General features: G+C 59.7%; 11 protein-coding genes. 2 read left to right on the top strand and 9 right to left on the bottom strand.

Going from position 1 to position 13,326, the window contains the following annotated elements:
* Positions 1-21 precede the first annotated feature (21 nt).
* The 7 genes from ACB040_RS06470 to fliE all read right to left on the bottom strand — a co-directional run bounded on the left by ACB040_RS06470 (position 22) and on the right by fliE (position 7,906).
* Complete coding sequence (locus tag ACB040_RS06470; RefSeq protein WP_338772178.1) at positions 22-1,950, bottom strand: flagellar hook-length control protein FliK; 1,929 nt, start codon at positions 1,948-1,950, stop codon at positions 22-24.
* Between the two features lie 67 nt (positions 1,951-2,017).
* Entirely contained in the window at positions 2,018-2,458 is a 441-nt protein-coding gene (gene fliJ / locus ACB040_RS06465; protein WP_005334746.1) for a flagellar export protein FliJ, read from the bottom strand.
* 27 nt (positions 2,459-2,485) lie between these two features.
* A complete protein-coding gene (fliI, locus tag ACB040_RS06460) occupies positions 2,486-3,817 on the bottom strand; it encodes a flagellar protein export ATPase FliI (protein WP_005334747.1) in 1,332 nt (443 codons plus the stop codon).
* Positions 3,818-3,869: 52 nt separating this feature from the next.
* Entirely contained in the window at positions 3,870-4,694 is an 825-nt protein-coding gene (fliH, locus tag ACB040_RS06455; RefSeq protein ID WP_338772181.1) for a flagellar assembly protein FliH, read from the bottom strand.
* A gap of 68 nt (positions 4,695-4,762) precedes the next feature.
* Positions 4,763-5,824, bottom strand: a complete 1,062-nt coding sequence (gene fliG / locus ACB040_RS06450) for a flagellar motor switch protein FliG (protein ID WP_005334749.1) — start codon at positions 5,822-5,824, stop codon at positions 4,763-4,765.
* Positions 5,817-7,526, bottom strand: coding sequence for a flagellar basal-body MS-ring/collar protein FliF (fliF, locus tag ACB040_RS06445; RefSeq protein WP_005334750.1), 1,710 nt, complete (start codon positions 7,524-7,526; stop codon positions 5,817-5,819). The genes fliG and fliF overlap by 8 nt, the downstream gene beginning before the upstream one ends.
* Positions 7,527-7,588: 62 nt before the next feature.
* Complete coding sequence (fliE, locus tag ACB040_RS06440; RefSeq protein ID WP_005362062.1) at positions 7,589-7,906, bottom strand: flagellar hook-basal body complex protein FliE; 318 nt, start codon at positions 7,904-7,906, stop codon at positions 7,589-7,591.
* A 154-nt stretch (positions 7,907-8,060) separates the two neighbouring features.
* Between fliE and ACB040_RS06435 the strand changes: the two genes are divergently transcribed.
* Both ACB040_RS06435 and ACB040_RS06430 read left to right on the top strand, forming a co-directional pair.
* The gene (locus tag ACB040_RS06435) at positions 8,061-8,972 is read left to right on the top strand and encodes a GyrI-like domain-containing protein (protein WP_371153669.1); all 912 of its coding nucleotides are present in this window, start codon (positions 8,061-8,063) and stop codon (positions 8,970-8,972) included.
* Positions 8,973-9,038: 66 nt separating this feature from the next.
* Positions 9,039-10,790: an amidohydrolase gene (locus ACB040_RS06430; RefSeq protein WP_371153667.1), complete on the top strand. Its 1,752-nt coding sequence runs from the start codon at positions 9,039-9,041 to the stop codon at positions 10,788-10,790.
* A 91-nt stretch (positions 10,791-10,881) separates the two neighbouring features.
* Here ACB040_RS06430 and ACB040_RS06425 read toward each other — a convergent pair whose 3' ends face one another.
* Both ACB040_RS06425 and pyk read right to left on the bottom strand, forming a co-directional pair.
* Complete coding sequence (locus tag ACB040_RS06425; RefSeq protein WP_371153665.1) at positions 10,882-11,667, bottom strand: hypothetical protein; 786 nt, start codon at positions 11,665-11,667, stop codon at positions 10,882-10,884.
* Positions 11,668-11,880: 213 nt separating this feature from the next.
* Positions 11,881-13,320, bottom strand: a complete 1,440-nt coding sequence (gene pyk / locus ACB040_RS06420) for a pyruvate kinase (RefSeq protein ID WP_021229874.1) — start codon at positions 13,318-13,320, stop codon at positions 11,881-11,883.
* Positions 13,321-13,326: the final 6 nt, after the last annotated feature.

The raw sequence follows: 13,326 nt of genomic DNA, 5'->3' as shown, positions 1-13,326 counted from the left end.
ATAAACTTACTCGGGATTGCATCAAGCATAGAAATCAATTCCGGAACCGTTTGTCGATTCCACCAGCAAACTGGGGTTGGAAGTGGTGAGTTCCCCTTCAACCAGCCCGTTACCGGACCGCTGCTGACCACTACTCTGACCCTGCTGCCCCTGCCCGTTAAAGGTGGGCTGGCCCTGTTGCTGCTGTTGTTGCGACTGCTGCTGCACCTGCGTCTGACCAAGCTGGATCCCCTGCCCTGCCAGCATGTCACGCAGCCGGGGCATCGCCTGCTCCAGCATCTCGCGGGTCTGTCCATGTTGTACCACAAAATGAACGTTGGCCTGGCTGTCGGCCCCCATCTGAATCTGGATCTTCATCTTGCCAAGGCCAAGGGGGTCGAGCTGAATTTCCGCCTGTTGCAGTTTTTCGGCCAGCATCACATTGACCTTCTGGTGCAATTCGGCAGGTGCTTCCTGACTGGCCAGTTTCAAATGGGGTAAATTCTGCGGCTCACGGCGCAGCGTCGTCTCAGCGGCTGGCGCCCGGCTATCGGCCACCTGTGGCTGAGTCTGGCTGTTCTGGCCATGCTGAACGGTCTGGCTCGGGCTGCTCTCACTGCTAGATGTCGTCGCAACCAGGCTCTTCTCCGCCTCACCGGCCTTCGGTTTTACTTCAAGCGAAACCGCTTTGCGCACCTCGTCGGTGCCCGTCACTTCCATCTGTTTGATGCCGGCTGAAATGGTCGACAACGGCGCTTGCGGCCCCTGAGATTCAGCCTGTGCCAACACCTGCTGCGGCGCCACCATCACGGGGGCGGCAGCGCTATCGCTCTGAGCCGTCGCATTTGCCGTCACGCTGCTCTGGGCTGAGGCACTTTCTGCGGCACTTTGCGCCGTCCTCACGGGCGCCGAACCTTGATTGGCGGCGGTGGCTGGTTGCTGGCTGCCTTCGGCGACACCCTTTTCTGCCCCCTTGCCAGCTACCCCACTTCCATCCGCAGTTGCTGAGGTGGTTGCAGCGCCAGCTTCAGGCTGCTTGAGCCCCTCACTGAAGGCCTTGAGCGCAGCCCCCTGAGTCGCGGCTTGCGTCGCCTGCCCCTTGTTAGTCAAAGCATTGCTGGCGGCGGGATCGGATTTGCTGTCGCCAGCCTCTTTTGCAGCGAGAGACTCAGCGGATTTGGCAGTGCTTGCCGACTCATCGACCGGCAGCACCTTGGCCAGCTGGGCCATTCGCTCAGCCCCCGTGAGGGGCTTGGTCTGCTTGCCATCAGCCCCGAGGATTTCGCCCTTGGCAGAGGCTTTCTCCCCGGTCTGCCCATCCGCAGTAGTGGCGGCATCTTCACCTTCAGAGGAGAGAACGGCAGCAGAGGCATCGCCCTTCGCCACCACTCGCGCCGCTGAGGAGGATACGGTGGTTTCTGGAGTCGAATTGGCGGTCGTCGCCAGCGGCGACTGCGCCCCGGTCTGACCGGCAAGCTGGCTGGCAATTCTGGCAGCGGCAGGAGTCTGCTCGCCGTCATCAAGCGCAATCCCCTCCTGCTCACCCTCTTGCGGCAACGGATTGCCGTCTACCATAGTGGCGCTCTGTTGGGCTGCCACCGCCAGCTGGGGTGTCACTAGCGAGGTATCGAGCTTGAGGGAGTCTTGCAGACGGAGCAGAAAGTCGGTGGCAGGGACCTCCTCCACCTTGTTGTCGGCGTCAGGATCCTGCTCCTTGCCGGTCTCCTCTTTGGGAGAGGCGCTCTCGGTCGCCAAAGATTTGGCTGATCGGACATGATTACCGCCCTGAGTGGCCTCGGCGGCGCCCTGTTCGCTGTTCCGGGCCTTGGCAATCAGGGTGGCGAAATCACCCTTGCTGTCGCTACCGGTTCCCCCATCGATACTTTTGCTCTCGACGGAACCGCTCAGAGGCGCTTTGTCCAACCCGTTGGCCGGAGCCGAAGGCGTTTGTGTCAACAGTGTCTGCATCATGATGGGATCCCTGAATTCTGGTGGCCCCCAAAGAGATGGCCGCCGACAATGTCCATATCAAAGCAAGTTACAGGCCAGATTGATGAAAACGTCGCAACATGGCGTACTCATCCAGCATCTTCTGCTCCTGACGCTGGGCTTTCTGCTGCTCGCGGCTCGCTTGCTTCTCCAGCAACAGCTCCACCGCCTTGCGCCGCTGCTGGGCCGCCAGCCACTCTTCACGGCGTTGCTCCAGCGCCTGACGCACCTGCAACACCCCTTCGTACTGCTGGGTCGCAGCCTGTTCGAGCTTGTTGATAAAGGCGTGATACTGGGTGTTTTGCTGGGGCGAAATCCCCTGCAGGCCGCGATCGGTCCACTGCTGGTGATAGATCTGGCGATACTGATTGAGGGCATTTTGCTGATCCATGAACAGCTTGAGATCCTGCTGCGCCTTCACCAGCGCCAGCGCACACTGCTGCTCCGCCTCCACCAGCCGATCGGCCAACAATACCAACCCTTTACTCATCGTCGACCTCTCTGTTACCGACCATCATCAGCGCATCAATGGCATCGCCACCATCTGCAAGGCTTGCAGGCCATCATCGTAGTGAATGACCTCACGCATCCCCTGCTGCAAGAACTGATCCAGATAGGGTTTTTGAATGATGGCGCGGTCGATGCGCGGATCGGAACCCTGACTGTAGGCACCGATGGTGATGAGATCCCGGTTCTGCTGATAGAGGGAGTAGAACTGCTTGAGGGTGCGCGCCAGATCCATATGTTCCGGCGAGGTGACCATGGGCATAACCCGGCTGATGGACTTCTCGATATCGATAGCCGGATAGTGGCCCGCATCGGCCAGCTCGCGCGACAGCACTATGTGGCCATCGAGGATCGCCCGCGCCGCATCGGCAATGGGATCTTGCAGGTCATCCCCCTCGGTCAGGACGGTGAAGAAGGCGGTGATGGAGCCCTGGCCGTCACTGCCGTTACCCGCCCGCTCCACCAGCGCCGGTAATTTGGCAAATACCGAGGGCGGATAACCCTTGGTCGCCGGCGGCTCGCCCACCGCCAGCGCGATCTCACGCTGGGCCTGGGCATAACGGGTCAGCGAATCCATCAAGAGCAGCACATTAAGCCCCTGATCGCGGAAATATTCTGCAATGGCCAGCGCCGTTTCACACCCCTTGAGCCGCATCAGCGGCGAGGCATCAGCGGGAGCCGCTACCACCACGGAGCGGGCACGCCCCTCCTCCCCCAGAATGTCTTCAATAAACTCTTTCACTTCCCGGCCCCGTTCACCGATGAGGCCGACCACCACCACATCTGCCACCGAGCCGCGGGTCATCATGCCCAGCAGCACCGATTTGCCGACACCGGAACCGGCAAACAGCCCCATCCGCTGGCCCTGCCCCACCGTCAGCACGGCGTTGATGGCGCGTACCCCCACGTCCATCGGCTGATGGATCGGGCGGCGAGAGAGCGGGTTGATGCGGTGCTGGGCAAACTGCACGGTCTGGGAGGAGAGAATGGGGCCGAGCCCATCGAGTGGCTGGCCGATGCCGTCGATGACTCGACCTAGCAGGTTCATGCCGACCGGAATGCCGTGCTCTTCGGTGATGGGCACCACTCGGGCACCGGGGATCACCCCCTTGAGCTGCTCGCTCGGCATCAGATAGAGGCGATCGCCAGAAAAACCGACCACTTCAGCTTCCAAAGTTCCATCAAGGGTATCGATGCGGCAGAGGGCACCGATGGCGGCACGGCAGCCGATGGCTTCGAGGGTCAGCCCCACCACCCGGGTCAATTTACCGGCGACCGGCGGTTTGGGGGCGCTGTCGCGTACCTTGTACCCTTGCAACCGGTTCAGTAGCGAGCCGCTCATCTGGCCTCCTGAGAGCTAAAAAGTGCAGCCGGACGGCAACGTCCGGTATCGGTTATGGGCGTGAGTCCTGCGAAGCCGGTTTCTGCGACGCATTGTCCCGCAAGAAGTTGCGCAGCAACTGATCGATGCGCCCGGAGAGGGTCAAATCGATGCTGGAGAGCTCGGTCGCCAGTTGCAGATCGCCGGGGGAGAGGGTGGGATCGCTTTGCAATCGCCAGTGGCGCTTGGCGCACTCTTCGGCACCAAATGCCTGTTCGATTCGCGCGATATCGTCGGGATGCAGCATCAGAGTTACCCCCTGTTCGGCGGCGGGCAGCAAGGCCAACCCCTCTTTAAGCGCCTCCAGCAAAATGCGAGGAGAGGTCTCCGCTTCGTGACGAATAAGCGCGCGGGCCAGTTGCATCACCAGCGAGACCAGCTGCTGCTCCACCGCCAGATCCAGCTCGTTAAGCGGATTGGCAAGGCGCGCGGCGAGCCCCTGCCAGTGGGCGATCTCCTGCTCCACCAGCTCGCGGCCCATGGCCAGCCCCTCCTCGCGCCCCTGTTCGAGACCGGCAGAGTGGCCCTGTTGCAATCCTTCCAGCTTGCCCTCTTCCATCCCCTTGGCATAACCGGACTCGCGCCCCTCGGCCATCCCCTCTTCCCAGGCGGCCTGACGGATCGCTTCAAGCTCTTCGGCGGTGATGCTGGGGGCGGGCTCCTGTTCGGGCTCCGGCTCCACCACCTCCTCTTCCTGCTGATACCAGTCAGGGGCCAGGCCAAGAGCATTGGTAGGCGCTCCCGCCTCTATCTCGACCTCCATCTCGGGCCAGCCCCAGGTCTCAACCCGGGCATCATCGCCCTCGGGACGCACATAACCACGCAGTTTGTTGTTCATGCTTTGCGCGGCTCCTCACCACTGCCTGATGCGGGTTTGGCATCGCAATTCGGTTTATGGGCCATGGCTTAGAGGAACTCCTCGCCGCCACCGGCGCCCAGCATGATTTCGCCGGCATCCGCCAGACGACGGGCGATGGAGAGGATCTCTTTCTGGGCCGCTTCCACTTCGGAGACCCGGATCGGCCCCATGGCCTCCAGATCGTCCGCCAGCATTTCGGCCGCCCGTTTGGACATGTTCTTGAAGATCTTCTCGCGCATCTGATCGTCGGAGCCCTTGAGGGCACGTTGCAGCAGATCCCCAGGCACTTCCCGCAGCATGGTCTGGATGCCGCGATCGTCCACATCGATGAGGTTTTCGAACACGAACATCAAATCCTGGATCTGCTGGCTCATCTCTTCGTCCGACTCGCGGATGGAGTCCATCAGCTGGCCTTCGATATTGGTATCCAGATAGTTCATGATGTTGGCGGCTGCCTTCAGGCCGCCCATCTTGGCAGCCTGGGCACCGGCCGCACCGGCGAACTGTTTCTCCATGATGTCGTTCAACTCTTGCAGTGCCGCCGGTTGTACCTCTTCGAGGTTGGCGATACGCATCACCAGATCGAGGCGCACCTGCTCCGGGAACTGGCTCAGGATCTCGGCGGACTGCTCAGGCTCCAGATAGGAGAGCACGATAGTCTGGATCTGCGGGTGTTCGTTCTGGATGATGCTGGCCACCTGACGGGCATCCATCCACTTGAGCGAATCGAGACCGCGGGCGCCGGAACCGAGAATGATCTGGTCCACCAGGTTGCTCGCCTTGTCCTCGCCAAGGGCCGCCACCAGTGCCTTGCGCACGAAGTCTTCGCTGCCGATACCGATGTTGGTGTACTTCTGGATATCGTCGATGAATTGACGGTGCACCGCCGCCACCCGATCGTGACTGAAGTCGGACATGGAGGCCATCGACATACCGAGCCGCTGCACCTGCTTGGGCTCGAGATGACGGAAGATCTGGGCGGCATCCTCTTCATTGAGGCTCAGCATCAACACCGCAGCCATCTCCATCCCCGACATCTGGTCGAGGATCTGGCGCTGACTGTCAGTGATGTCATTGCCGGTGACTTGACTCTTCTTTTCTTCAGGCATCTTTGTTCGTTACCCATTCTTTAATGACCTGAGCGGCCAGATCCGGCTCGTTCGCTACCAGCGCACGCACCGCCTTGAGCAAGTCTTCATCACGGTGCAGATCCGGCAGTTTCAGCTGGCCATCGCGTACACCAAATACCTGATCGTTCTCGACTTGTGCTGACAGCAGGCTCAACTCGTCGTCGCCACCCAGTACGGTGTGGTTGTCGAAATCCACTTCCCCTTCCGGTTTGGCATCCGGATAGAGCAGTCGCTTGAGCATGGGGCGAACCACGGTGACGATCAAGACGATGATCACCAGTACCGAGGCGGCAATCCGCACCGCACGCCAGAACCAGGGCTGATCGTAGAGCGGCACCTCGGCCACGGTATCCAGCTCTGGGCGATTGAACGGAATCGCGACCACCTCAAGGGTATCACCACGGGTCACATCAAAGCCAAGGCCACCGCTCAGCAAACGACGCAATGTATCGAGTTCTGCCTGGGTGCGCGCCTCACGAGTCACTGCCCCATCGGCACCGGGCACCGCCTTGTAATCCACGGCAACCGAGACGGTCATGCGGCGAATGCCACCCATCTGGCGACGGGTATGGCTGACGGTGGTATCCAGCTCGAAGTTGCGGGTTGCCTCTTTGCGGGAACGGCCAGAAGCGGCAGCGCTGGCACCATCACCACCGGTCGCCTCCTCGGGAATATTGGAGGCGGCAGGGGGCTGGTTGGAGAGTGCACCAGGCACACCACCGTTGCTGCCGCTGGCGCTGTTCTCTTCCATGGTCATTTCGGAGCGCACAGCAGGCAAGTCAGGGTTGTAAGTCTTGCGGGTCTGCTCCTGCTGGGAGAAGTCGAGGGAGAGATCCACTTCCGCCGTATAGTTGTCGGCCCCCAGCACCGGGATCAGGATGGCGTCAATTTTTTGTTTGTACTCCAGCTCCTGCTTCTGCTGCATGGCAAACTCTTTGCGAGTCTGGGCCGAGATCGGGTCTTGCGAGCCGGAGTTGAGCAGGCGGCCATTCTGGTCGGTGACGGTGACGCGGGTCGGCTCGAGACCGTGCACGGCAGAGGCCACCATATCGACGATGGAGTCCACCTCCCCCTGCCCCAGCGCCGCCCCCTTCAGGTTGAGCACCACGGTGGCACTGGGTTTGCGTTCGTTGCGGGCAAACACGTTGTCTTTCGGGATAGCCAACAGCACCTGGGCCTTGGCCACATTCTGGAACTGCTCGATGGCGCTCGCCAGCTGGCGCTCGCGGCTCAGCTTCAGACGTTCACTCTCCATCCGCTGGCTGACGCCGAAACTGGAATCTTTCAGCAGGATATCTTCACCACCGATGTTGCTATCGGTGGCATTGGCAAGACCGGCACGGGTCAGGGCCAACTGGATAGTGGGGTAACTTTCGGCGTTGACCAGCACGCTCTTGCCATCCACTTCATAGGGGATCTTCTGCTGATCGAGGAAATCGAGAGTCTTCACCAGCTCCTGGGTGGTGTAGGTGCCGAGCGGACGCATGTCCGGCTCCTTGCCCCACAGCAGGATAAACACCGCAATGGCCAGACAGATGGCAAGCCCCAGGATCAGGGTGATTTGCCGCAGCACATCGGTGTTGGACAGGAAGCCCAGCGCCGAACTCTTCTGCTCATTTTCATCGAGGGCGGCGGTGCCCTCATCGTTTATCAGCAGATCGCCGTTTTGGTCAGTAGCCACGATTTATGTCCTTATTGCTGACATGTTCATGATGTTCAGTCGTCATGGTTTATTGGCGTCGCTTATACCGGCATGTTCATGATGGTTTTGTAGGCATCGACCATCTTGTTGCGTACCTGTACCGTGGCTTCAAAGGCGATGGACGATTTTTGGCCCGCGATCATCACCTCGGCCAGATCCACCGACTTGTCGCCCATGTCGAAACGGGTACGCAGATCATTGGCGGCCCCTTGCAGCTCGTTGACGTTGCCAAGCGCCTGTTGCAGCAGCTGACCAAAGTCGGAGGTTACCTGACGACCGGGTTGTGCCAGCGGCGTTGCGCCTGCTTCGATCTTGAGCGCCTGCATCTCTTGCATCAGGCTGCTTGCACTAATTTCCATTTTCCATCCCCAGACAAATCATTGACGCTGGCATGCAACAAGCAATTAGAGTGCCAATGCGTTAAAAACGCGACGAGGATGAGTGGCCAGACCAGGTTGGGCGGGTTCGACAACGGCAGGTGGCTCTGATTAAATCCGACTCTGACGCCCACTTTTGCTGGCTGGCAAGGAGTCCGCTCTGGATTATCGCAAACCCGTGTTCAAGGCGATGGACTACATCAGCCACCATCTGGATGACAATCCGGGCCTGGATGAGGTCGCAGCAGCGGCGGCCATCTCCACCTTCCACTTCCACCGTATTTTCAAGACGATGGTCGGCGAGACCATTGCCGGATTTACCCGGCGCCTGCGTATGGAACGCGCTGCCCGTCGCTTGCTCGCCTCCCCCCAGAGCGACATCACCACCCTCGCACTGGCCGCCGGGTTCTCCAGCTCGCAGAATTTCGCCAAGGCCTTTCGCCTGCACTTCGCCATGAGCCCTTCGGAATACCGCCAGCAGCAGGGGGGAAACTGGAAAAGCAAGATTGGAAACGATCCCCTTCCCTTTGACACCTATGATGGCCTGGTCATGCACCCGGTCACCGAACACCCGGGTCTGTTGCAGGGGGCAAGCGTCAGGCAGATGCCCGCTAGGCGCGTGGCGTACATGCGCCGCCTGGGTCCCTATGGCAAAGAGACCTGCGAGCAAGCTCATCGGGATTTGCTCGCGCTGTTCGCCTCAGACGAGGCGATGACACCGGCGGGTACCCTGAGTCTCTATTGGGATATCCCCGATATCACCGATGAGACCCGTTGCCGTACTGACGTCTGCATCGAGCTGGGGCCAGAGATCCCCGCTGGGCGCCAGTTAACCACCCAGACCATCGCAGCGGGCCCCTATGCGGTTTGTCAGTTTATCGCTCGCGGCGATCAACTGGTCGCTTGCTGGGAAACGGCGTTTCGCTGGATAGTGGGCCAAGGGCTGAACTGCGACGATCGCCCGTGTTACGAGCAATACCACGCAGGCACGGACCCCGACCGAGAGCATTACGTGTTTGATATCTGTATCCCGCTGATCAACCGATAAGCCGATACCTCATTTCCATTTACCCACTTCGAAGTCTTCGGACTCCGAAGCGACGGAGTCATGCCCATGAATATCAAAACGCTGTTTCTCGCCAGCCTGCTGGTGACGCTTCCCGCTGCCGCCAATGCCCAGTCACAGAGCCAGACGCTGATCTTTGGCGGCACCATCTACAGTGGTGATCCGGCGAACCCTCACCCGGAAGCGGTCGGCATTGAAGGTAAAAAGATAGTGGCAGTCGGCAGCTATCAGGAGGTCAGCGCCCGCCTCGGCAACCATGCCAAGCGTCTTGATCTGAAAGGAAAGTACCTGATGCCGGGGCTCATCGACAGCCATGTTCATGCGGCATTTGCCGGTTTTCAGGGGATGACGGTTAACTTTCCTGACGCCATGAGTGAGGTTGAGCAGGTGCAGCAATTTCTGACCCGCAGCAAGGATGATCCCCGCCTGACACTGGGCGATGTAGAGCTATACAGCAATGTATCCCTCGACTACTGGCATCAGCTTCCCCTGCTCGATCAGGTGTTCAATGGCCCGCAATACCGGCAGATCCCGGTAGTACTGGCCGGTTCGGATGCCCACACCGGTTGGGCCAATCAGGCCATGCTGCGCAAGGCTGGCATTGATGCCGACACCCTTGACGGTCGTTATGCTCCGCTGAAAGGCAATTTTGGCCTCACCTCATCCGGCAAGCTCAATGGCTTTGCCTCGGAAGGCGGCTGGGATGCCATCCTCAAGGCGCTGCCCCCCGTCAGCAACGAGACGATTACCAGTGCCATCATGACTGCCGCCAAACAACTCAATCAGGTGGGCATTACCGCCTGGATGGACCCTATCAGCAACATTCGCCCCCTCGCCCCCATCTTCAACACAGAGCCGGATCGCCGCGATACCGGCCTGCTGCCCGCGTACAGCATGCTCTCCCGGGAAGGCAAGCTGACCGGACATGTGTCCGCACTGGCACTGGTGGGGATACATGCATCACCCGCCATCATTGATGACGTATTGGCGCTGCAACAGCAGTTTCAAGATGCCCCGGACGTTAAACTGGTGGGGATCAAGATCCTGCAAGATGGTGTCATCGAGTATCCATCCCAGACCGCCAAGTTGAGCGAGCCCTACCTCAACCGTCCCGGTTACAGCGGCAAGGACGATTTGGATAAGCGGCGTTTCAACGAGCTGATCCGCACCGCGGATGCCCATCAACTTATCGCTCACTTTCATGCCATCGGCGATCGGGCCGTCCGAGAATCCCTCGATGCCATCGCCTATGCCCGGGCCCACAATCAGGATCACCGCTTGCTGCACAGCATCACCCATCTGGAGGTGGTGAGCCCGGCCAGCATTGCCCGTTTCAAACCGCTCAATGTGGCCGCATCGATGCAACTGTTGTGGGCCGGTAAAAACGTGGCGACCACCCTGCTGCTTGAAGGAAAAGTGCCCCCGGCACTGCTAGCCCGCCTCTATCCGGCAGGCAGCTTGCTGCAAAGCGGCGCCATTATCGCCGGTGCCAGTGACTGGCCGGTCTCCAGCCCCAACCCTTTCCTCGCCATGTATACCGCGATCACCCGTCAAGGGGAGCTTGGCTTGCTGCCCCCCGCCAGCGAGCAGATCAGCCGTCAGGCCATCTTGCAGGCCTATACCCTCAACGCCGCCAAGGTAATTGGGCGGGAGAAGGAGATTGGCTCCATCAGCGCGGGCAAGAGTGCTGACCTGATCTTGCTGGATCGCAATCTGGAACAGGTAGCAAGCGAAGAGCTCAAGGAGACCAAGGTGCTCTGGACCATGTTCAAGGGCAAGCAGGTCTATTCAGCCCACTGACACCGAGAGAACAAACAGGCCCGCACTGCGGGCCTGTTGGCAAGATCACGACAAGCGTATGGCGTGCCGTGAGCAACCGATAACGGCGGGATTAGCGGCCCGTTTCAGTCAAGTCCTTGTCAATCCAGTATTTGGAGCCGGAGATATTGGCATCGAGCAGCAAGCCCTTCTCGCCAATCTGGTAGATGGCCATGCCGCCATTGTATTTGGCGGTCAGCTCGGCGCTCTCCTTGCCGGCCACCACACCCACTTCGGAGGTAGCTTCCCACCCCTGGGTCACGAAGGTATCGAATCTGGCCTTGTCTTCAAACAGGATCACCTGCTGATAAAACTTGCCGCCAATCCCGGCCGCCAGACCCGCACCAAACATCTTCATATAGGTGTGCTTGCCGGTTTTGCGATTGACCGCCACCCCGGCCCCCTGATTGGTATGCAGCATCAGGGAGAACTTGCGCGAATCGAACACCGCATAGCCATAAGCCTTGTCAAACAACAACTTGACTGATGGCTGCTCGTTGAACAACCGGATCAGCGCAGTGTCGGCCATGGTATTGAGCGCGATCCTCGCCTCTTTCGCCGTCTTGGGGTTGAGCATCTCGTTGAGCTCCTTGTCGGCTGCCTTCAGCCACTCCTTGCCGGTCGCGATGCTCTTGTCGGTCCAGACCCCGGCGGTATTGAACGCCTCTTCACCCCATGCAGAGATGGAGGCCCAGCTCTTCTTGGAAAAATCGCTAACATCCTGCCACACCTCCTTGCTGGTCTCGCTCACTGCCGCTCCCAGATCGGACGCTGCGGCCTTGAGCTTGGCCCAGTCGGCATAACAGGGTGAGAAGGCCAGACTCAGTGACAAGGCCAGCAACCAGTTACGCTTGTTCATTTTTTCACTCCCGTATTGTCGAGTGTCTGGGTTACCTGAGACGATCACCTACAACAGGCTACCCGCTGAAAATCACTCCCGCATTATCGGAAGGGGAATCCGGTTAAGCAATCATTGAGTCCTGTTTATACCGCCACAGCCCGACTGCGGTTAACAAAAAGGCTGCTCATCAAAGAGGAGCAGCCTTGTTAAGCACAGTAAAACCGGACGGGCTTATTCGACCATCATCACCTTGCAGGTGTTGGTACTACCCACGGTTTCCATCTTGTCACCGTGAGTCAGCAGCACCATGTCGCCGCTCTGCAGCAGCCCCTTCTCCTTGAGCACGGCCAGCGCGTCGCGGCACACTTCGTAGACCGGTTTGGTCTCGTCACCGTCAAACATCACCGGGGTAACTCCACGGTAAAGGTTGGTCCAGGACAGGGTCTTGTTGTGGGGAGACATAGCGAAGATCGGCAGACCGGAACTGATACGGGACATCAGCAGCGGGGTGGTGCCGGACTCGGTCAGTGCCACGATCGCCTTCACCCCTTCCAGGTGGTTGGCCGCATACATGGTGGACATGGCTACCGCTTCTTCAACGGAAGTGAAGGTGTAGCTCATGCGGTGGTTGGAGACGTTCAGGCTCGGGTGCTTCTCGGCACCGACACAGACGCTCGCCATGGAGGTCACTGTCTCGATGGGGAACTGACCGGCAGCAGTCTCGGCGGAGAGCATCACCGCATCAGTACCATCCAGCACGGCGTTGGCCACGTCCATAACTTCTGCACGAGTCGGCAGCGGCGCGTTGATCATCGACTCCATCATCTGGGTAGCGGTGATCACCACACGGTTCAAACGACGGGAGTGGCGGATCAACTTCTTCTGTACACCAACCAGCTCGGGGTCACCGATCTCAACACCCAGATCGCCACGGGCGACCATCACAGCATCGGAACCGAGGATAATGTCTTCCATCGCCTCATCGGTAGCGACGGTTTCGGCACGCTCAACTTTAGCCACGATCTTGGCATTGGAACCGGCTTCGCGGGCCAGCTCGCGGGCGTAGCGCAGATCATCGCCACAGCGAGGGAAAGAGACCGCCAGATAGTCCACATTCATGCGGGCAGCAGTCTTGATGTCTTCCTTGTCTTTCTCGGTCAGGGCCGGAGCGGAGAGACCGCCCCCTTTCTTGTTGATGCCCTTGTTGTTGGAGAGCGGCCCGGCCACGGTCACCGTGGTGTGAATGCGGGTGCCTTCAACCTGCTCGACCTTCAGCTGCACACGGCCATCGTCCAGCAGCAGGATGTCGCCCTGTACCACATCGTCTGGCAGGCTCTTGTAGTCGATACCGACCTGCTCCTGACAACCTTCACCCTTGCCGAGTGCAGCGTCGAGAATAAACTTGTCACCGATGGCCAGATAAATTTTGCCATCCTTGAAAGTGGAAACACGGATTTTCGGGCCTTGCAGATCACCCATGATGGCGACGTGACGACCGAGCTTGGCAGCAATGTCACGCACCTGATTGGCGCGCAGGATATGGTCTTCAGCAGTGCCGTGAGAGAAGTTCATCCGCACCATGTCGGCCCCGGCGCGGATGATCCCTTCGAGGATCCCTTCGCGGTCGGTAGCCGGACCGAGTGTGGTTACAATCTTTGTACGTCTAGGCATGAAAGA

It is taken from the genome of Aeromonas sp. S11(2024) (genome assembly GCF_041402345.1).
In the GTDB taxonomy this organism is placed as follows: Bacteria; Pseudomonadota; Gammaproteobacteria; order Enterobacterales; family Aeromonadaceae; genus Aeromonas; species Aeromonas veronii.
The sequence above is the reverse complement of the archived record's forward strand: the minus strand, read 5'-3'. Positions and strand labels throughout refer to the sequence as shown.